Source organism: Allofrancisella frigidaquae (assembly GCF_012222825.1).
GTDB lineage: Bacteria > Pseudomonadota > Gammaproteobacteria > Francisellales > Francisellaceae > Francisella > Francisella frigidaquae.
The window spans coordinates 1,335,338-1,355,571 of the sequence record NZ_CP038017.1; the positions used below are offsets into that span (position 1 = coordinate 1,335,338).

A 20,234-nucleotide genomic window follows, 5' to 3' on the forward strand; every position below is an offset into this window, starting at 1 on the left:
AAAAAATGGTTAAAACAGCTAGCAGTAAACGCTGGGTACAAGAGCACAACTCAGATTACTATGTTATTCAGGCAAATAAACTAGGCTATCGTAGTAGAGCAAGCTTTAAAATAATTGAGATTCAAGAAAAATATAAAATATTTAAACAAAATATGTTTGTTATAGACCTAGGCGCTGCTCCAGGTGGTTGGTCTGAGCAGATAATCAAATATATTGGTTCTAATGGAAAACTTATCGCTCTTGACTTACTTGAAATGGCACCTATCCCAGGCGTGGATTTTATTCAAGGCGATTTCACAAGTGATGAAACTTATGAGAAGCTAAATAACCTAATTGGTCAAAACAAAATAGACTGTATAGTTTCTGATATGTCTCCAAATATAAGCGGCAATAAAACTTCTGATCAAGCTAAATCTATATTCTTATTAGAACTAGCTCTAGATTTTGCAATAAACAATCTTAAAAAAAGTGGTGGTTTCGTAGCTAAAATTTTTCAAGGTGAAGGGGCTGATACATATATAAAGCAAGTTAAAAACCACTTTACCAAAGTTACTCAATTTAAACCCAAATCGTCACGACCTAGATCCAGAGAGTTTTATATTATTGCTCTAGGATTTAAAGGTTAAATATTATGCTTTAAAAGCTCAAACATTCTCTTGGCTATTACTTCATGACCTTTTGTTGTAGGATGACAATAATCCCAACATAAAAATTTATCCGGGTCATTTACCAACTCTATATCATATTGAATATTGCCAAGAGAATCTGCTCCTCCATAACTATCTACGCAAATATCTGTAACATTTTCAAAACCATAATCAGTAGGATTATTAAAACAATCATTCAGTAAAGCATAAAAATCAAAGAGCTTTATATTTACTTTAGGGAATAAAAGTTGCAAATCATTTACACGACTTTTAAGCAGGTTATTTTGTAAATTAATATTTAGTTGCAAATATGATCTAAAAAACTTGCCAACCCAATTAGACAAATAGTCTTTATAAGCAGGTGCTTTAGTCACATCAGGAATATTCCAAACTATAATATTACTAGCGCCCATCTTAATAGTTTTTATAATTATTTTTTTAAGGTCTCTGGCAACTCTGAGTTTAGCCATAAGATTTATATAAGGTATTTCATTGTAAACGGTAAACATAAAATTATTAGCTCCGCCATTTATAATCACAAGATCATCTTTAGAAAATCTTCCCTCTTCATTTTCAAATCTTATTAACTGTTGTGAGACAGCAAAAGAATGGTACCTCAGTAAAGATGAAGGATTATTACCATGAGTTAAAGCACCGCCAATAGCATAACTTTTATGCTCAATAGTCTCTATATTTTGGTCTTTAGCGATATACTGAGCTAAATATTCTGTAGACACTATACCGTTAGAGAATCTACCTTGATAATACGGCTCCCCTGGTACATCTAGCGTTTTTATAATATTCCCCGCATCTAATAAACTATCACCAAATACAACTAAACGTTTAATCTGCATCATTAATCCTTAAATTCAAAAAAATTTGCCATCCAATGGCCTATAACTAAACTATTATCTCTTATTCTCAAACTTTCTAAAGCATGCTGAAATTCATTTTTTATCTCATCTTGATACTCTTTTATCAAAGCGTAATTATGTGTTTTTAACATCTCTGGATGAGCTTGTATACCAAATATTTGATTACTAATACAAAACATCTGGATCTGACAATAGTCACTAGTTCCAATAAGTTCAGCACCAGTTGGGAGCTCAACTATCATATCTTGATGATAAAACAATAAACTCAGATAATGATGAAATGGCTCCATCCACGATTTTTTAGTTAAAATTTTTACATTTTTTATTCCAACAGAGAAACCTTTAGTAGCTCGCTCAACTCTGCCTCCTAAAGCTTGTGCTAAAATCTGATGACCAAAGCAAACTCCTATTATTTTTTTACTACTATTATACAACTCAACTATAGTTGATTTAAGCTTAGATATCCATGGTAAGTTATCAAATGCAGTAGCTTTACTACCTGTTATTATAAAACCATCATATATATCATAATCTGATGGATAATCTTGCTCTGTCACATCAAAAATATCAAAATCCACAATCAATGACAGTTTAAAAAATAAATTTGCAAACATCTCTGGATAATTACCTCCAGCCATTTCACGTCGATGTTCTGGAATATGATCTGTTTGTAATATAGCTACCTTCATAAATCTTATTTTACAAGTGCTTCAAATAGTATTTTTTTAAATTTTTCTGTTATCTCAAAAGTATATGTGTGTGCTTTTAATCCTGAACGAGACCCTTTTATTTTTAGAAACTTACCTTCTTTAGATACTTCTTTTACATTTATCACATCTAGTTTTGTACTGTCTAAAATTTGTGTTTTTCTTTTCCAGTTTTCTCTATAACGTGTTATAGCTGATCTAAAGGATCCTGAAATCTTATTATCCAAGGCTTTTTTAACAAACTCGCTAGCACCTTCTGGTATCTCTTCTGCAAACTTTTTTAACTCATATAAAGTTCGTACATCTTCTATGATACCTTTTTGGGCTAATTTGCGAATATTTTCATCTGCATCAGATATTTTCAAGCGCATAGAAATCCAGCTTGCATCTCGTCCAAGTATTTTTGCTATATCAGCTTTTTTTAGTTTTTTAACTTCAATCAATTGTCTTAATGCGTCTGCTTCTTCAAATGGTGAAACGTTCTCACGTTGATCATTCTCTAGAAGTTGTAACAATAGTATACTTGCATCAGACTCTTCTTCCCTAACAATACATGGTATCGTACTACGCTCTGCTTGTATACTTGCTAGATACCTTCTTTCACCTGCAATTATATGGTGAGTACCATCAATATTTTTAGGTGTAACTATAATTGGTTGAATCACACCATTTTCTCTAATACTATCTGCTAAAGATTCTATGTTTTTAAATGTTTTACGCGGCTGGTTTTTATCTGGCTGTACAATACTAAGAGGTAGTTCAAAAAGTCTACCTACTTTGCTTGCTTGCTCACTTAATTCCTGTAGCTGCATAGCTCTTAGAATATCTTTTTTCTCTTGGCTTACTGGGTCATTAATTTTTTGGTTAATTTTACGATTAGCTAGAGATATTTTTTTAGCCATTTATACCCTCTCCAAAAAACTCTTCTACCTCTCTAGCAAGCTTTTTAACTTGAAGATGAACTTTACTGCCATTTGCATAGTCACCTATATACACACCTTCCGCTTCAGCTTCGATAAATTTAACACTTTGGGAAACAAAAGCTTCAAAAAAATGTCCATCTTCTTCAAAAAATTCTATTAAACTTTTTGACATATTCGATTGCATTTGTACTCTATTTGCAAAAAACTTATATGGTTTATTTGCTGTTAAAGCTAAATCTTTTGCTTCTACCAATCCAGATAGATCCATACCGCTTGGTGAACATGGAATCACAACTAAATCTGACAACAAAGCTGACTTTAATGCAGCTGTTTGGAAATTTGGAGGAGTATCAATAACTATAAAATCTACGGAGGATTTTAATTCTAGGACCTTTTCACGAACATTTTTCTCATCTAAGTTATAAACAAAATCATTGTTTTCATTGTTTTTTGTCATCCACATGTATGCATCTGGTTTATCTTTATCCATGTCTACTATGGCAACTTTAAAACCCAACTCTTTTAAACCACACGCTATATTGATTGCGGTAGTGGTTTTCCCAGAACCTCCTTTTTGCTGGAGTAAAGAAATTACTTTAGCTGCTTTCATCTAATCAAAACCTTAAACTATATAGCTTAGCTTATTAATAATTAAAAATACTTACAGAATTATAGTCTATATTTATTGACTATAAAACTAACTTTTATGATATTAACTATTGATAAGCATCTGCTTTTCTTATATTTTATAATGCAACTACAAAGCATAAATAAAACTCTTTTTTAGAAAAAAATTAGAAAAAGGTAAAAAATGGCAAAAAATTTAGTGGTCGTAGAATCACCAGCAAAAACTAAAACTATCAAAAAATACTTAGGAAAAGATTTTGATATCTTAGCCTCGTTTGGGCATGTAAGAGAGATCCCTTCTAAAGATACTTCGATAGATGTAAATGATAACTTCAAAATTAAATATGTTGTTAACGATAAAAGTAAAAAGCATATTGAAGCTATAAAAAAATCTGCTCAAGAAGCTGAAAATATATATCTTGCTACTGATCCAGATAGAGAAGGAGAAGCTATATCATGGCATGTTCAAGAAATCCTTAAAAACGCTAAACTCCTAAAAGGTAAGAATGTTTATAGAATTAGCTTTAATGAAATCACTAAAACAGCTGTATCTAATGCTATAGCTAACCCTAAAGAAATTTCTATGGATCTTGTGAATGCTCAAAAAGCTCGTCAAGCTTTAGATTTTCTAGTTGGTTTTAACCTATCTCCTTTACTATGGCGTAAGATTACAAGTGGGTTATCTGCTGGAAGAGTGCAAAGTCCCGCTTTACGCATGATAGTCGAACGTGAAATTGAGCGTGAAAACTTTATTAAAAAAGATTATTGGAGTCTTACTGCAGATACTTTTAAACAAAAGCAAATACTGGCAAACTTAATAGAGTTCAATGAAAATAAAATAGAGCAATTTAGTTTTACTGATGAAAAATCAGCGTTAGCAGCTAAAAAAACCATTTTAAAAGACGCTAACGGATATCTTATAGTTAATGAAATAATAGAAAAAACATTAAAAAGAAACCCATATCCGCCTTTTATAACTTCAACTCTACAGCAAGAAGCAGCTAAAAAATTAGGCTTTACAGCGAAAAAAACCATGTCTGTTGCACAAAAACTCTATGAAGGTATAGACCTGGGTGATGGTGAGTCAGTTGGTCTTATTTCATATATGAGAACTGATTCTACAAATTTATCTAACGATGCCTTAGATGACATAAGAAACTTCATAGAGTCAAAATATCAAAAAGGTATGCTACCAAGCAAACCTCGTGTGTTTAGCAAAAAATCCCAAAATGCTCAAGAAGCACATGAAGCTATAAGAGTAACAGCAGCAAGTAGAACACCAGAATCTATTAAAGAACATCTAACTTCAGATGAGTTTAAGTTATATAGTCTAATTTATAATAGAACGATAGCTTGCCAAATGAAGCATGCTACTTTAAATAGCACCTCTGTTGATTTAATTACAGAAAATAGCAAACACAAATTTAGAACTACTGGTACAGTTATAGTTGATGCTGGCTTTTTAAGCTTATATAACGTTGAGAAAGATGAGGATGACCAAGATGATCCTGAAAGCCAACAAACTTTACCAAAATTTGAAAAAGGTGAAAAGGTCAAACTTAACGATATTATAAGTAAAGCTCACTCAACGGAGCCCCCACCACGATTTACAGAAGCATCTTTAGTCAAGGCTCTTGAGAAATATGGTATTGGGCGACCTTCTACTTACGCTAGTATCATATCCACACTTCAGCAAAGAGATTATGTGGAGATTGAGAAAAAAAGGTTTATCCCCACAGATAAAGGCAGAGTTGTAAATAAGTTTTTAACAGAGTATTTTAAAAAATATGTAGAATACTCCTATACCGCCGGGCTTGAAGAAGAGCTAGATGAAATTGCTAATCATAAAAATGATTATTTGAGTGTTTTGAATAATTTCTGGCAACCTTTTATAGAAAGAATAAATAAAATCTCTGAAGAGGTATCTCGTAAAGATGTTGTTCAAGAAGTAATTGATGAAGACTGTCCAGAATGTGGCAGTAAACTATCATTACGTTTAGGTAAAAATGGTCGTTTTATTGGTTGTACAAATTATCCTAAATGTACCTACACAAGACAAATAGTCGGTGCAGGCGAAGAACCAAAAGAAAAAGAAGAACCTATTGTTATTGAAGATAGAAAATGCCCTAAATGTGACTCTGATCTACATATAAAACAAGGGCGTTATGGAAAGTTTATTGGTTGTTCTAACTATCCGACTTGTAAACATATGGAACCGCTTGAGAAGCCTAAAGATACTGGTGTAGTCTGCCCTAAATGTAATCAAAATCACATAGTTGAAAAGAAATCTCGTAAAGGAAAAGTGTTTTATGCTTGCTCAGGGTTTCCAAAATGTAAAAACGCATATTGGTATCCTCCGATTAAAGAGCCTTGTCCTAAATGCAATTCACCTATACTTTTGCATAAAACCACAAAGAAAGATGGTGAGCAAAAAGCATGCCCCAATACAGAATGTGATTATGCTGTTTCTCTAGATAAAAAATAATACCAAAAGGCTGTTGATTTAATAATAACCTATAAGAAAATAAGATAGCTAAGCTAACCGGTTACTGAACATAGTTGATCGAAGTCTAATATCTTTAGTATTCTCACAAACTAAAAATTCATTTCCACTCTGGAACTGATGCAAGCTGGAATCAGATGGATTAAACGCAAGCAAAAATATCTAAAAAGTAGTATACCATTTCGTCAGGCTTGTCAACGGAATCTACCAAAATAGCTTGGTTTTAAGCTATTTCAATTAGTACTGCTTTTATATCTAGGACTTATTACAAAATCAAATTAATTCAACAGCCTTCATTATTTGCTAAATCCACATAGGTGGAAAAATTAAAGGTAAAATAATTATACAAAATATACTAATAAAAACTGTTAATCTAGTAACGAGAAAAGCCAAGCTAAATGCTTCTGTATTTTGCTGTCCATTGGACTTAAATATTGATAAACAAAATCCAAATACAAAGACACAACCGAATAAACCCAAAGATGTTTTAAACATAGCGTTTAACATACCATCAACCATTCCAGCTGTTAACATCATTATAAAAATACAGTAATATGGATTTTCACATATCTCTATACGTTGTTTAAATAAGTTTTTAATAGCAGTAAAAATAACTACTATCGCCATTACAAATGCTAATATCCCCCACTGCGACCAAATTTCTAATAGTAAATTATGAGGATAACCAGCAGAATCATATTTTGTGATAGCTATATAATTCCATTGCCCTATCCCTGTAAAAGGATATTCAAGACCTATCTTAAAGGCTTCTATCCATACTGGTATACGCCCAGATGTGCCGTACCTAAAAATAGTAGAAACCTCCTGATTTGGAACTGCCATAATATAATTGATATATAAAAAATTAGTAATAATTGCTATAACTATACTTACAATAAAAATTTTCAATACTAGCTTAAACATCTTACGGTTATAAAACATAAGTAATGGAAATATAATTATGTACTCAGCCACGACTGTCCTAAAGGCATGATTAATAAGCACAAACCAAACCATCACTAAAGCTATTAAAGACCCTACTTTAAATATTGGTCTTAAGTTAATAAACCATGGCAGCAATAACAAAGGTATAAACCAACTAAAATAATTATCTAAAAAACGAGGATTCAGGCAGTTATATGTATATAATAAAACCTTCTGAATATTACCAGCTACTATTTGACCATAAACGGAAAAGTTAGACAAAAGCAAATGCAAAAATAAACTACCACCAAAAAATATTAGAGACAACAAAATTATCATGTAAAACCTTTTTACCACGGTAGTATTTTGGCTAACATAGTACGCAACAAATAGCACACAAATAAATTGTAAGAAAGTAACACTAACTCCCTTAAAAGCTATCGAAGGAGAGATAGCAAAAGATGATGAGATTAACCCAAATATAAAAAACAAGCATATCGAGGTTTGGACCAATTTACTAAAGCCTTTAAAATAGTTTATTAATCTAGCTAAAAGCTTTGTATTAAAGATTATTGCTATACTACAAATACATAAAGTATAGTAGAAAATAAGATATCTCACCTTAAACAAATAAAGGTTTTCTGAAAGAATATCATTTAAAAAAACCGTCTTTCCACCAGATGAGGTTTTAATTAAATTTAGGGTACTATAAGGCATAAAAGGCATCAGAAAAACTATAAATAAAGATATACATAAAAAATAGAATATTATATCTTGGTATGTTATCTTTTTAAGAAAATTTAGCATTAGGTAATATTTCTTTATTACTGGAATAAACAGTTTAACATAAATAAAAGTCACAAACTTCTATCTTTAAAAAAACTGTAATACCAATTCCAATTCAAAGTGCAGAAAATCATTGATATAGAAAAAAGGAAATTATTATACTTAAACTACAATAAGTCTTGAAAAAGAAGTATGAATATTATCCTATTATCACAGAAGCTTTAGCTAATTCTGAATTATCAGATTTATTTACTACTACCGCTTTCCAAGTACCTGCACATATTTTATCATCACTAAGCACACTTTGACTGTCAACAGTATAGTCTTCTGTTTCTTTAAATTTAGCAATAGGGAAAGATGTACTATAACAATCAGTATCTTTTGGAGCAAACCAAGTTAAATATACCGTGCCTTGAGGAGCTCCGTTCCAATTAGTAACCATACGAGCATCTATCTCATGAGTAGCCGGTTTATACTTAAGTGTTAAGGAAGCTGTAGGAGTATCATAAGCTACAGCTTCACCATCTTGGTCTGGATTCTCTAAAGTATCATCTGGATTTACTGACACAGCATCATCATGACTATAAAGCTTATCTATAAAAGAATTGTAAGTACTGCAACTCACCAAACCAATACTCACCAAACAAAATAACAATATTTTCTTCATCCCCACCTATCCACTATATGTTTTAAGTTTTAAGTTTTAAGTTTTAAGTTTAAATTTTACTTCTTATTTTAGTTTTATATTATATTACAACCACCATTCGATTAATAGACTTTACAAACTTTAAATTTTTCAAAATAATCATTTTGACATAAAAGAATTAGCTTTTGAAAAAAGATTATAAGGAAATATTTTTTAGAATGAAATAAATTAACTAATCGATAAGGTCTTTAATAATAAGTTTAACTTTTTATAAAGAAGTTACACAACACTAATTATATAGTAATAGAATCAGTAGCGATTACATGCTTGTCATAAACAACATTTGCTGTCCATGTACCTTTACAATACTTACCACCTTGCTTAGTTTGTACAGATGCCCAAGTTTTATCATTCTTCTCACCATATTTTGTGATAGGGAAACTAGTGTCATAACAATTAGTATCACTTGGAGCCTTCCATTGTAGCTTAACACTACCTTCTGGATTATTATTATAATTTGTAACTATTATTGCTACAATTTTATCTTGTGAGCTCTGTTTTAAGCTTACTTTTGCAGTAGGAGCTGTACTTGATGAGCTTACTTCTGGAGCTTTATCTTTATCTTGGTTAGCAGTAGCACTTGGACTATCTGACCCAAGTGTAGAACAACCTGCTAACGCCATAACTGATAGAGAAAAAACTCCCAACTTAATTACTTTTTTCATAATATTTCTCCTTTGAGTATTACACTTACAATTTACACATAACCAATCCAATTGTAACACTTATATTTAAAAAAAAAAATAGTTCTTTAAATAATTATACAGCTTACATTGCGGTTTTCGTTAACAAGTAAGTTATAAGTTTTACAAGCAATGTCACTAGCCATAAAATCAACGCTTTTACCAGACTTTGCTAGTTCATTTATAATTTCTATAGACGGTATCACCTGCTTATTACCTGTACCTAAAATTACAATCTCTGGATCAGCTTTAAGTATCAACTTTAAATGAGATTTCTTAATATCATTAATCGAAGTTATCTTTTCATCATACTCTATCATCTTATTAGCAGATAAAATCAGTGGATAGTTATATTCACCTATATTAAGTTTAAAAAAGCCATTTATATATTCTTTGAAAAAAATTGGGGCTGTAATTTTATCTTCTTGTAAACTCATCATAAATAAAACCTTGATGTATGCTAAGATAGATCTTATATAATATTGTAGCATATATTAATGTTTAAAAAAATTTTGAGGTAATTATGAATTCAATACTAGAACACTCTAGCTTACCAGATTTAGCTAATTTTAAAGAACCAGAAGTAAAACCAGCTATAGATACTGCTATAGAACAAGCTCAAACTAATCTAAAAAATACTTTGAAAGTTAAAAATATAAGTTGGGAAACTATTTTAAAGCTAGAAGAAGACGATGAAAAAATCACCCAAGTCTTTTCAACAATTTCTCATATGAATGCTGTATGTAATACTAAAGAATTACGAGAAAGCTATGAATATGCTGTAACCAAACTTACAAACTTTTATACAAAAGTAGGACAAAATAAAGAATTACTAAGCTTTTATCAGAAAGTACAAAATCAAGATTTAAATTCCGAGCAAGCACAAGCTGTACGTAAAGCTATTGTTGGTTTTGAAATGTCAGGCGTAAACCTTGAAGAAGCTAAAAGACAAAGACTACTAGAAATATCAGAAGAGTTAGCCCAACTAGCTAGCAAATTTGAAAATAATGTTTTAGATGCTACTATGGACTGGACTTACACTACCGATAATGACAACGACTTAAGTGGATTGCCAAAAAATACTATTCAAGCGGCTAAGGATAAAGCTAAACAAAAAAAATTAAACTCAAAATATGCTCTTGGCATAGATATCCCAACGTATTTAGCAGTAATGCAACAAGCTGATAAGAGAGATTTACGAGAAATATTCTATAAGGCATACTCGACAAAAGCCTCTAAAGAGGCTGATAATATTAGCTTTGATAATGATGAAACTATTGAAAAAATCCTAAAATTACGTATCGAAAAATCACAAATATTAGGTTTTAATAATTATGCTGAATATTCACTTTTTACAAAGATGGCTGAAACCCCAGAACAAGTTTTAGAACTTTTAAATAAACTTTTAGACAAATCAAAACTACAAGCAAAGAAAGAGTTAGAAGAGTTATGTACCTTCGCTAAAGAAAATGGTTTAAAAGATGAACTAAAACCTTGGGATACAGCATACTACGCTGAGAAACTTAAAAAAGCTAAATATGATTTCACAGCCGAAGAGCTAAGAGAATATTTCCCTCTGGAAAAAGCACAACTTGGTTTATTTAAAATCCTTAATTCCATATACGGTTTAGAGATAAAAGAAAATACTTCTTATAAAAAATACATTCCTGAACAACAAACTTTTGATTTTTTCAAAAATGAAAAATATATAGGTAGTATAATTTGTGACTTATTTGCTAGAGATAATAAACGTGGTGGTGCTTGGATGGATGGCTCTCGTACAGCGTTTATAAAACCTGACGGTAAAACACAAAATCCTGTTGCTTATGTAACTTGTAACTTTCTACCACCATCTAAACAAGGTGCTAACCTAACTCATAACGATGTTGTTACATTATTTCATGAATTTGGTCATGCTTTACATCATATTTTATCAAAAGTTAGTATTCCTTCAATATCTGGGACAAATGGTGTTGAATGGGATGCTGTAGAGCTTCCAAGCCAATTTATGGAAAACTTCTGTTGGTGTGAAGAAGGACTAAATTTAATCTCAGGCTCACGTGATGGTAAAAATCTCTCTAAAGAGCAAATAAGTAAACTCGTTGGAACAAGACATTTTCATTCAGCATTAATGATGGTTCGACAACTAGAGTTTGGTATTTTTGATATGAATATTCACTTTAAAAAACTAACTAGCGTAGATATGGTACAAGCAGAGCTAGATGCTGTTCGTAAAAAAATAGATCTACTTCCAGTGCCAAATTATAATAAATTCCAAAATAGTTTTTCACACATTTTTGCTGGTGGATATGCAGCTGGATACTATAGCTACAAATGGGCAGAAATCCTCTCTTCTGATGTTTTTTCCCGCTTTGAAAAAGAAGGTATTTTAAACGATAAAGTCGGACAAGAATTACTAGAGAATATTATTTCAAAAGGATCATCTCGTGATGCTATGGATAATTTTATGGCATTTATGGGTAGAAAACCTAGTGAAGAGGCATTACTAAGACATAGTGGAATTAACAATTAAGAAATTTAATCCTTAGTGTAGTGACCAATTCGCTGATCTGTCAAAACCTAAATTTACTATCAAAGACATCACAATGTGCTGTCACTACAAGTAACTACAAACATGAAAGAAACCACAAAAATTGGTAATAAAGCAGAATTAGAAGCCTGTAAATTTTTAAAGTCTCAAGGTCTGCAAATTTTAGTGCAAAATTTCAAAGTTTTGCCTTATGGTGAAATTGACATTATTGCATTAGACAAAAACACACTTATTTTTATTGAAGTCAAATATAGAAGCGCTACAACTTTTGCTAAAGCTGAAGAGATGATAACTTATTCTAAACGAAAAAAGCTTATAAACACTGCCAATATTTTTCTAAAGAGAAATTCAAAGTATGAAAATTATGAGTGCCGGTTTGATGTAATTACTATAAATAACAATGATGTCAATTGGATAAAAAATGCCTTTATAACTCAATAAAGATTCATAGGGCTGATTTAATTTGATATAAGCTTTTACTATGAACACTTCTAATTAATTATTGATGCTTTCAACTGCTCTAAATTACTTTAATAACTCAATACCACTTTAGAATGAGTTTTTTTACAAATATATTAAATAAAAATATTTAATATATTTGTAAATAATTAATATATGTTATAATTTAGTTATACTAATAAAAATATATACTGAAATTAAGTTATTTCACTTAAAAACCATTTCCTTCGGTGAAAATTAAATTTAACCAAAAGAGCTGTTTATAAGCACTTGTTTAACTTTTAAGTTGCAACAGTGTCTTATAACTCAAACCAAAAATAAGAATAAGGTATTAAAATGATAGAGTATAAGAAGTATTATGCTGAATATAAAAATTTAAATGTAATCGATATAGAACAAATAAAAAAAGAATTAGATGAAAACTTCAAAATAGAACCTGGTTATAAAGCTACATTTGCTATTGGAGATTTACATGGAAATGCATTAAAAGCAATTAGATTTCTCATTGAAATCGGTGTTATAGATTTGCAGCAGCATAACCTACAAAGTATATATGATAGTTTAAAGTCTGCTTATTACAGTAAAAACTACCTTACCTTTCAAACTCACCTAAATAAAATTCGATTTGATGCCAGTCGCATTAAACAAGTAAAATTAGTTTTTATTGGTGCTATTTTGGCTGATAGAGGAAATTCCGACTATATGACTCTGTTGGTTTTCGGAAAAATGAAAGAATCTAGAATCGATTATACGATATGTCTTTCAAATCATGATGAGAAGTTTATTGATTTACTAAAAGGGTGCATAAAGCCTCGTTCCATCCCTAAGTCTTATGATTTAGATTCAATACCTCAATCTGAACAATATGAAGATACATTCCTAGAGAATTATGCTACAGCTTACTTACCACATTTAAAAGTTATGGAATATGAAACTATAGGAGACAACGAAATAGTTTACTCTCATGCTCCCTGCAATTTTGAGGCAATTAGGAAAATTAAGTTTGCTCCAACAAATAAAAAACTAAGTGGTACGATAATTGGCATCAATAATTATTTCCAAGACTTTGTCATTAATAGTAATCAATCATTTACTAGCAAGTGGATAATGGTTACTCGTCTCCACAACTTCGTATGTTGTAGTCTAACGAATACTAAATTTGTTAACCCTAAAATTATAAACGTTTTTGGTCATATAGATGACAAAGACACCAACAACCAAAATCAGGTAAATTTATATTCAAATTTTGGCAAAGATAATGATCCTCCTACAGGTGACTTAAAAATATACTCTGTTTACAAATATCAAACCTCTGAAAATTTCACTAACTACGATTTCTCTAATGAGGAAATGAATGAGCTGTTTGAAGAACATCTTGAGCTTAGGGACAAAAGTATAGACTCTAGTAAAACCTCATTTAAAGCTGAAAGTAGTGACCAAAACTATGTTACTTGTAAAAAACGAAATAGCGCCAAAGATATTAGGGAAACTAAAGATACTAAAACAAATATTTTGAAAATATTAGAAGGATACTTAAAAACTAACCCTAATAATACCTCAAAGTCTCGAAATATATGGCTATATCTTAAAGGTAGAAACCATATAAATCGCCTAAAAAAGGTTTATGAAGAAATAGAAAGATCAACCAATATAAATGATATGCAAAGCATTTTGCAACAGCAAAAGGACATATTTGAATCTGCAATGTCATATTCCAAAACCAAAGTAAAAGGTAGCATTTCTGAGCGTTGGAATAAAAACGAATATAGCACGATAAAAAATATACCTAAAGATTTAAATAAATCGGAGTTTTACAAAACCATTAATAGTGCGCTTAATTATGTAAATACAAAGCTGCAGAAGGCCTCTGGTCCACGCTATAATTCATCTCAAGTTTCTTTTAATCATCTTGCTTCCCACCACTTTAATAGAAAAAGTAATTTTTTCACACCATTACACAACGTTTATAACACTTGTTACATAAACTCATCTTTACAGCTATTAGACCATATAAATGAATCTGCTGACAATATTTTCAATTTCCCATCTTTTTCTTCAAGAAAGAGTTTAAGTGCTTTAGTATCAGATTTTTGGTGTCCTGAAGACCAAACGTTAAATGAAAATTATTCACAGCAGGATGCGGCGGCATTTTTGCAGTGTCTAATAGAATCAAATAAGTATAGAGACTCATTGTTGCCTAGATTTCAAATTTCATACGAAGTGCAAAAAAAAATCACTAGCTGCTGGAAGCATGCAACTGCTCTACAATACTGTCGTAATGATGATTCAAACATGCTGGAGATAAGTCTTAATAAAGAGGAAATTCAGAAACAATATAACCCATCGTTAAAGAAACTAATAGAAAAAGCACAGCTAGAGGAATCACCTCTCGATAATCCCGTATGTTATGCTTGTATGAGCACAGCAGGTGATGATAATTATTCGATTGAGAACGAAAAAAAATATAGGTGTGCCAAGGGGGTTGAAATAAGGAAACTTGTCAGTACTAGTAGTTATTTGATTATTCACCTAAAGAGATTTGGGTATAATGAGAATACGGGGGCATACAAAATAAATGATAGTATCGACATAGAAAACGAGCTAACAATACAAAACCATAATCGTTATAAACTAGTAGCCTATATTATTCATGAAGGAAATCAACTTACAAGTGGACATTACTATTTAGTTTCACTTAAAAACTACCCTAACATGTATAAGATTAATGATGAAAAAGTAATAATCTTAAACGAAAATAAAGAAATAGGACTAAGAAAACACGCATATATAATGTTGTATAAAAAGATATGAGTTAAGAATCACACAGTAAGTCAGAATCTGACTATATTACATACAACTTAAAAGAACTTTAGCAAAGCTGTGAGCATGAATTTGCACTACTAAAATATAGTTTAAACAAACATTTCTTAATATATAGACATTTTGTCTAGTAAACCAATCAACCATCAAAAATCTCTACTACTTACCAAATTTACTAGATAGGTTGATATTTTAATTCCAAGCCTATTAATATAAACTAAAAGTGTGTCAAAAATTATAAAATTTGGTAGTAAATATGCCTATATCACAGAATCAATATCAAGAATTTATAAATGCACTCGATAATTATAGATTAATACGTTTTAATGGGCCTAATGCTACACGCGAACATAGAAGGTCTGATTTATTTAATACGGGAATAAGCCGAGATACCAAAAAAGATGCTTTTAATAATTTCATTCTTTTTACAGAAGGAAAAGACATTATTTTTCAACCGAACGAGATTCAGGCTTTGAGAGATGGGCGATTAGGTAAGATTATCCGTAACTTTTCTAAAACCCAAAATTTAACCGTACGTGAACTTCTCTCATCTAATCTCTTTAAAGAGTATCATAATAACCCTTATGACAAGCAACCTCTTTTAGCTAATAAAAAAGGATCTCTATATACCAACGATAATAACCAGAAAACTCTTGTTTTTTCTGCGCAAAGTTCATATTTATATGACCTATATGGATTATGTGAAGAAAACGACATTCCATTTCAAATACTTCATAGAAACGCTAAGGGTGAGGTAGACGTTTGGGTTAGAGATTATTTTTTTGAGAATAGTAGCACAATTTACCTTCGAAATAAGAATAGCGATTATGCTAAAGAAAGTAGCTTTAAAACAAACTTATACAATCCTAAAAAAATTGATTATCTTGCAGATATGCATAATGTAATACCTGGTATGAAAGATAATAACCTAAGATTTTTAGACACTCCTACCAACAATGGTATCCAAATAAAACCAACAAATAGAGCAGCAGAAGGAGGAAATATTTTTTGCGTAAATAACACCCTTGGTCAAAAATATGTTTTCTTAGGGGAGCAAATTATTTCGTTTGAAAGACAAATATCTGCAAATAAAAAAATAGATAAAACAGAAAATGAGATTATATTAAAATACAAGAAGATCTTTAAGACAAATAATATCGTCATACTACCCAATTTAGCTTATCATTTAGATTTACAAATGTCATTTATAGGTAAAGGTACTTTTTTAGTAAACTCTTATGATATAAATTGGTATAAGGAATTTAAACCAGGATTATTTTATTATTTAAAAACGCATTCAAGATCAAAACAATTGTTAAGTGACAAAGAGCGTAAAGTAGAAGAAATCATAAATATTCTACATAAAAATAATTTTAAAGCTGAGGAAGCATTTCTTACTATGAATTATAAGCCACATTGTGCTTCTGAAAACTGGACATTAGAAACCTGGAATGGAGACTATATAGAATCATCATTCGTCAATGGGTTTGATGTTTATAGCCCTAAAAAACAGACCTATTTATATGTAACTATGGACTCACCTCACGAAAATCATAAACTATATTTTTCAAAGTTGATCAAAAAATTTGGTATTGAGCCATATTTTGTCAATTATAATGGTAGAAACGCTCATAGAACCATGGAATATTTTGAAGAAGAGCATGGCGGAGTTAGATGTCAAACAAATTTTTTACCAGTTGAAGTAATTGAAAATCTGGAAGAATAAGGATTTTTGAAAACTAAGCTTAGTATATACAAATCTAAATTTTTATATAAAACTTTATAAATTCTGCCCAACTGTACACCTATCCTTATTATTCAAATCTTTGATGGTCTGAATATTTGAAAAGTTATTTTCTTGTAACAATCCTACTACTGCTTCTGCTTGAGAGAATCCATGTTCTAGATATATCCTCCCTTTTGGTACTAAAAATCTAGCAGCTTGAGTAACTATAATTTTTATATCAGCTAACCCCTCATCGCCAGCAAAAAGTGCTGATTTAGGTTCATAAGCTTTCACTTCATGATCAATATAACTATCAGCAAAATCAATATATGGTGGGTTTGAAACTATAATATCAAATTTTTCTAATCCTAAAGCTTGATACCAATTACTTTGCATAAATTTAACGTTAGCTATATTATTTACTACAGCATTTTTTTGAGCAATTTCTAAAGTCTCTTTAGAGAAGTCTACAGCAATTATTTGACTATTTGGTAATTCACTAGCCAGCGCCAAAGCTATTGCCCCTGTACCTGTACCTAAATCTAATATTTTCAATTTAACACGAAACTTATAGTCAAGAGATTCCAGATCAGTGTCCGGAATGACTGGTTTATTAATATCACTCAAAATCGCTTCAACTAAAACTTCGGTATCTGCTCTAGGGATAAGTGTATCTTTAGTTACAAATAATTTTTGTTTCCAAAAGTATTTATATCCTAATATATAAGCTAATGGCTCACCTTGGCTTAATCGTGAAATATTTTGCTCAATTTCTTTAGTTTGTTGATCACCTAAAGTTTGCTCTGGGTACATATACAAATAAGTCTTATTTACACCTAAGATTTCGCAAACTATAGCCTGAATGTCAAATTTAGCTGTAGCAGTATCACTAAATTTAAACTTCGTTAGATTTGTTTTTATTAGATTAGAAATTGTTAGATTACTACTCATCTGACATAGTAGCTAAAAGATCAGCTTGATGCTCTAAAACTAATGGTTGAACTATACTGTCTAAATAACCCTCCATGACTTCATCAAGTTTATACAATGTAAGGTTAATACGATGATCAGTAATCCTTCCTTGAGGGTAGTTATAAGTTCTAATTCTCTCTGACCTATCACCGCTACCAACTAGATTTCTGCGCGTATCTGACTGTTCTTTTTGTTGTTTATCTATCTCAGCTTGTAAAAGCTTAGATTTTAGCATCGACATAGCAGCTGCACGGTTTTTATGCTGTGAACGCTGATCCTGGCATTCAACAACAACACCTGTTGGAATATGTGTTATCCTAATCGCAGAATCAGTTTTGTTAACGTGCTGACCTCCTGCTCCTGATGCTCTAAAAGTATCAACTTTCAAATCCGCCGGGTTAATATCAATACCTTCAACCTCATCAACCTCTGGCATAACAGCTACAGTACATGCTGAAGTATGGATTCTACCTTGTGACTCAGTAGCTGGAACACGTTGCACTCTATGAGCCCCAGACTCAAATTTAAGCTGTGAGTACACACCTTCACCATTTATCTTTGTAATTATTTCTTTATAGCCACCATGCTCACCTTCACTAGCTGACACAACTTCTATTTTCCAGCCTTTTTGCTCAGCGTATTTAGAATACATCCTAAACAAATCTCCAGAAAATATAGAAGCCTCATCACCACCAGTACCTGCTCTTATTTCTAAAAATACGTTAGCATCATCATTAGGATCACGTGGCAACAGTAAGATCTGTAGGTCTTTCTCAAGCTCTATGATTTTAGTTTCAGCAAGTTTTAATTCCTCTTTTGCCATCTCAACCAAGTCTTGATCTTTCTCATTTAGCATCTCTTGAGCTGCTTGCTTATCTTCTTGTGCTTGAGAATATTCTTTAAAAGCATTAACAACTGGCTCTAAACTAGAGTATTCTTTTGATAAATCTCTAAATTTGTTTTGGTTGGAAATAACACCAGCATCACTAAGTAACGCTCTTACTTCCTCATGCCTTTCTACAAGGCTTTGTAATTTTGATTTTATAGAATCTTTCATTTATTTTTCCATGTTTAAACCAAACATTCGTTTCATACATACAAGACAATCTTTTCTACCTTCTTTTGATGCCTCTTTCATTCCCATAACTGGATAATGTAAAACTTTTTTCTTAATCTCATATGCAAATCTTTTTATTATCTCTTCAGCATCTTTACCATTTCTAATTTTAGATAAACTTCTTTCTAGTGACATATCAACCATATCATCAGCTTTATCAAAAAGTTCTTTAATTGCTGTATTAGATATAATAGCTTTTTCTTTTTCTAAATACTCCTCTAAAGATTTAACTATAATCTTATGAGCTCTTGTACTTTCAAGTTTACGCTTATCTTTACCTTCTTCCATGACTGCATGTATATCATCAACACAATAATATACGTTTTGTCCAATACTTCCGACAGTAGGATCTATAGCTCTAGGGATTGATATATCGACAAAAACTCTTGGTTTAAAATCTAAATATACTGGTGTAACAATATAGTCTTTCACAGTAACTGCAGCAATGGCTATATCAGCTTCTTTAAGCAACTCTGGCAACTGAGCTAAAGTATGTGCTGTAGCATTAGCAAAGGTTCTGGTGATCTTTTGTGCCTTGTCCAAACTTCTATTAGCAAGCATAATATGTTTTGGAGCTAAAGCTGTAACATGTCTAAATAAGAGTTCTCCTGTTTGACCAGCCCCTATAATCAAAACATTTTTGGTTGAAATACTATCTAGTTGTTTTTTAGCCAAAGAAATAGCTGAAAAAGCTACTGAAACTGGACAATGCCCAATTCTTGTTTCACTACGAACTTTTTTAGCTGTAGCAAAAACTTTTTGAAACACCCTATCTAACTCTTTGCCTAAAGCACGATTTTGTTTACTCTGCGTATAAGAGTCTTTAACCTGTCCTAATATTTGTGGCTCACCTAAAACCATTGATTCTAAGCCACAAGCAAGCTTCATTAGATGTCTTATAACTTCTGTACCTTGTCTTAGTTTAAAGTAATCTTTAAGAGCGTATTTTGAATCTCTGACATAATTTTGCCACCATACCAAAATAGCATCGACAACTATTAAATTAGATATTTCAAGATAAATTTCTGTACGATTACATGTTGATAAAATAACAGCGTAACAAACATCATCTATAGCAAGTATGGAGCTGTACAACTCTCTTACATCATACCCAGATAATGAAAACTCACTGCGTACTTCTATGGGAGATTTTTTATAATCAATCGCTAAAGATATTAATGCCATACTTATTTTTAAAATTTTCTAAA

The 20,234-nt window shown here is 31.1% G+C and carries 17 protein-coding genes; 6 read left to right on the forward strand and 11 right to left on the reverse strand.

Annotated elements, in window-relative coordinates; genetic code table 11:
• The first annotated feature begins 5 nt into the window (after nt 1–5).
• The gene (locus E3E15_RS06300; protein ID WP_172107010.1) at nt 6–626 is read left to right on the forward strand and encodes an RlmE family RNA methyltransferase; all 621 of its coding nucleotides are present in this window, start codon (nt 6–8) and stop codon (nt 624–626) included.
• Here E3E15_RS06300 and E3E15_RS06305 read toward each other — a convergent pair.
• From E3E15_RS06305 to E3E15_RS06320, 4 genes are read right to left on the reverse strand one after another with little or no spacing between them, the layout of a single operon-like run.
• A complete protein-coding gene (locus tag E3E15_RS06305) occupies nt 623–1,504 on the reverse strand; it encodes an SGNH/GDSL hydrolase family protein (RefSeq protein WP_172107011.1) in 882 nt (293 codons plus the stop codon). The two genes, E3E15_RS06300 and E3E15_RS06305, sit on opposite strands and share 4 nt — an antisense overlap.
• On the reverse strand, nt 1,504–2,211 hold the full coding sequence (locus tag E3E15_RS06310) for a glutamine amidotransferase-related protein (protein WP_172107012.1): 708 nt from the start codon (nt 2,209–2,211) through the stop codon (nt 1,504–1,506). The genes E3E15_RS06305 and E3E15_RS06310 overlap by 1 nt, the downstream gene beginning before the upstream one ends.
• A 5-nt stretch (nt 2,212–2,216) precedes the next feature.
• Nucleotides 2,217–3,131, reverse strand: a complete 915-nt coding sequence (locus E3E15_RS06315; protein ID WP_035720073.1) for a ParB/RepB/Spo0J family partition protein — start codon at nt 3,129–3,131, stop codon at nt 2,217–2,219.
• Nucleotides 3,124–3,762: a ParA family protein gene (locus E3E15_RS06320; protein WP_133942080.1), complete on the reverse strand. Its 639-nt coding sequence runs from the start codon at nt 3,760–3,762 to the stop codon at nt 3,124–3,126. Before E3E15_RS06320 ends, E3E15_RS06315 begins: the two co-directional genes overlap by 8 nt.
• Nucleotides 3,763–3,963: 201 nt before the next feature.
• Here E3E15_RS06320 and topA point away from each other — a divergent pair, with 201 nt between their 5' ends.
• Nucleotides 3,964–6,264 carry a type I DNA topoisomerase gene (gene topA, locus E3E15_RS06325; RefSeq protein ID WP_172107013.1) on the forward strand — a complete coding sequence of 767 codons (2,301 nt, stop codon included), beginning with the start codon at nt 3,964–3,966 and terminating at the stop codon, nt 6,262–6,264.
• 321 nt (nt 6,265–6,585) lie between these two features.
• Here topA and E3E15_RS06330 read toward each other — a convergent pair whose 3' ends face one another.
• The 4 genes from E3E15_RS06330 to E3E15_RS06345 form a co-directional block, all read right to left on the reverse strand.
• Nucleotides 6,586–8,013: an O-antigen ligase family protein gene (locus tag E3E15_RS06330; protein ID WP_245313656.1), complete on the reverse strand. Its 1,428-nt coding sequence runs from the start codon at nt 8,011–8,013 to the stop codon at nt 6,586–6,588.
• Between the two features lie 178 nt (nt 8,014–8,191).
• Nucleotides 8,192–8,659, reverse strand: a complete 468-nt coding sequence (locus E3E15_RS06335) for a TUL4 family lipoprotein (protein ID WP_035720080.1) — start codon at nt 8,657–8,659, stop codon at nt 8,192–8,194.
• A 272-nt stretch (nt 8,660–8,931) separates the two neighbouring features.
• On the reverse strand, nt 8,932–9,363 hold the full coding sequence (locus tag E3E15_RS06340; RefSeq protein ID WP_172107014.1) for a TUL4 family lipoprotein: 432 nt from the start codon (nt 9,361–9,363) through the stop codon (nt 8,932–8,934).
• 86 nt (nt 9,364–9,449) lie between these two features.
• Nucleotides 9,450–9,821: an Mth938-like domain-containing protein gene (locus E3E15_RS06345; protein WP_172107015.1), complete on the reverse strand. Its 372-nt coding sequence runs from the start codon at nt 9,819–9,821 to the stop codon at nt 9,450–9,452.
• Nucleotides 9,822–9,904: 83 nt separating this feature from the next.
• On the opposite strand from E3E15_RS06345, the gene E3E15_RS06350 reads away from it, so the two are divergent.
• The 4 genes from E3E15_RS06350 to E3E15_RS06365 all read left to right on the forward strand — a co-directional run bounded on the left by E3E15_RS06350 (nt 9,905) and on the right by E3E15_RS06365 (nt 16,937).
• A complete protein-coding gene (locus E3E15_RS06350; RefSeq protein WP_172107016.1) occupies nt 9,905–11,914 on the forward strand; it encodes a M3 family metallopeptidase in 2,010 nt (669 codons plus the stop codon).
• Nucleotides 11,915–12,016: 102 nt separating this feature from the next.
• Nucleotides 12,017–12,373 carry a YraN family protein gene (locus tag E3E15_RS06355; protein ID WP_172107017.1) on the forward strand — a complete coding sequence of 119 codons (357 nt, stop codon included), beginning with the start codon at nt 12,017–12,019 and terminating at the stop codon, nt 12,371–12,373.
• A gap of 354 nt (nt 12,374–12,727) precedes the next feature.
• Nucleotides 12,728–15,202 carry a ubiquitin carboxyl-terminal hydrolase gene (locus tag E3E15_RS06360; RefSeq protein WP_172107018.1) on the forward strand — a complete coding sequence of 825 codons (2,475 nt, stop codon included), beginning with the start codon at nt 12,728–12,730 and terminating at the stop codon, nt 15,200–15,202.
• A 265-nt stretch (nt 15,203–15,467) separates the two neighbouring features.
• Nucleotides 15,468–16,937, forward strand: coding sequence for a hypothetical protein (locus E3E15_RS06365; RefSeq protein ID WP_172107019.1), 1,470 nt, complete (start codon nt 15,468–15,470; stop codon nt 16,935–16,937).
• A gap of 54 nt (nt 16,938–16,991) precedes the next feature.
• Here the strand turns inward: E3E15_RS06365 and prmC are convergent, their stop codons facing one another.
• Genes prmC through E3E15_RS06380 form a run of 3 tightly spaced genes read right to left on the reverse strand, consistent with a single transcriptional unit; the run spans nt 16,992 to nt 20,211 of the window.
• On the reverse strand, nt 16,992–17,888 hold the full coding sequence (gene prmC, locus E3E15_RS06370) for a peptide chain release factor N(5)-glutamine methyltransferase (RefSeq protein WP_172107020.1): 897 nt from the start codon (nt 17,886–17,888) through the stop codon (nt 16,992–16,994).
• Nucleotides 17,881–18,966 carry a peptide chain release factor 1 gene (gene prfA, locus E3E15_RS06375; RefSeq protein ID WP_172107021.1) on the reverse strand — a complete coding sequence of 362 codons (1,086 nt, stop codon included), beginning with the start codon at nt 18,964–18,966 and terminating at the stop codon, nt 17,881–17,883. Before prfA ends, prmC begins: the two co-directional genes overlap by 8 nt.
• On the reverse strand, nt 18,967–20,211 hold the full coding sequence (locus E3E15_RS06380) for a glutamyl-tRNA reductase (protein ID WP_172107022.1): 1,245 nt from the start codon (nt 20,209–20,211) through the stop codon (nt 18,967–18,969). It lies immediately after the preceding gene.
• Nucleotides 20,212–20,234 lie beyond the last annotated feature (23 nt).

Bases quoted from the DNA above. Each gene is read 5' to 3' on its own strand.
- E3E15_RS06300 (WP_172107010.1), top strand. From the start codon at position 6: ATGGTTAAAACAGCTAGCAGTAAACGCTGGGTACAAGAGCACAACTCA.
- E3E15_RS06305 (WP_172107011.1), bottom strand. From the start codon at position 1,504: ATGATGCAGATTAAACGTTTAGTTGTATTTGGTGATAGTTTATTAGAT.
- E3E15_RS06310 (WP_172107012.1), bottom strand. From the start codon at position 2,211: ATGAAGGTAGCTATATTACAAACAGATCATATTCCAGAACATCGACGT.
- E3E15_RS06315 (WP_035720073.1), bottom strand. From the start codon at position 3,131: ATGGCTAAAAAAATATCTCTAGCTAATCGTAAAATTAACCAAAAAATT.
- E3E15_RS06320 (WP_133942080.1), bottom strand. From the start codon at position 3,762: ATGAAAGCAGCTAAAGTAATTTCTTTACTCCAGCAAAAAGGAGGTTCT.
- topA (WP_172107013.1), top strand. From the start codon at position 3,964: ATGGCAAAAAATTTAGTGGTCGTAGAATCACCAGCAAAAACTAAAACT.
- E3E15_RS06330 (WP_245313656.1), bottom strand. From the start codon at position 8,013: ATGCTAAATTTTCTTAAAAAGATAACATACCAAGATATAATATTCTAT.
- E3E15_RS06335 (WP_035720080.1), bottom strand. From the start codon at position 8,659: ATGAAGAAAATATTGTTATTTTGTTTGGTGAGTATTGGTTTGGTGAGT.
- E3E15_RS06340 (WP_172107014.1), bottom strand. From the start codon at position 9,363: ATGAAAAAAGTAATTAAGTTGGGAGTTTTTTCTCTATCAGTTATGGCG.
- E3E15_RS06345 (WP_172107015.1), bottom strand. From the start codon at position 9,821: ATGATGAGTTTACAAGAAGATAAAATTACAGCCCCAATTTTTTTCAAA.
- E3E15_RS06350 (WP_172107016.1), top strand. From the start codon at position 9,905: ATGAATTCAATACTAGAACACTCTAGCTTACCAGATTTAGCTAATTTT.
- E3E15_RS06355 (WP_172107017.1), top strand. From the start codon at position 12,017: ATGAAAGAAACCACAAAAATTGGTAATAAAGCAGAATTAGAAGCCTGT.
- E3E15_RS06360 (WP_172107018.1), top strand. From the start codon at position 12,728: ATGATAGAGTATAAGAAGTATTATGCTGAATATAAAAATTTAAATGTA.
- E3E15_RS06365 (WP_172107019.1), top strand. From the start codon at position 15,468: ATGCCTATATCACAGAATCAATATCAAGAATTTATAAATGCACTCGAT.
- prmC (WP_172107020.1), bottom strand. From the start codon at position 17,888: ATGAGTAGTAATCTAACAATTTCTAATCTAATAAAAACAAATCTAACG.
- prfA (WP_172107021.1), bottom strand. From the start codon at position 18,966: ATGAAAGATTCTATAAAATCAAAATTACAAAGCCTTGTAGAAAGGCAT.
- E3E15_RS06380 (WP_172107022.1), bottom strand. From the start codon at position 20,211: ATGGCATTAATATCTTTAGCGATTGATTATAAAAAATCTCCCATAGAA.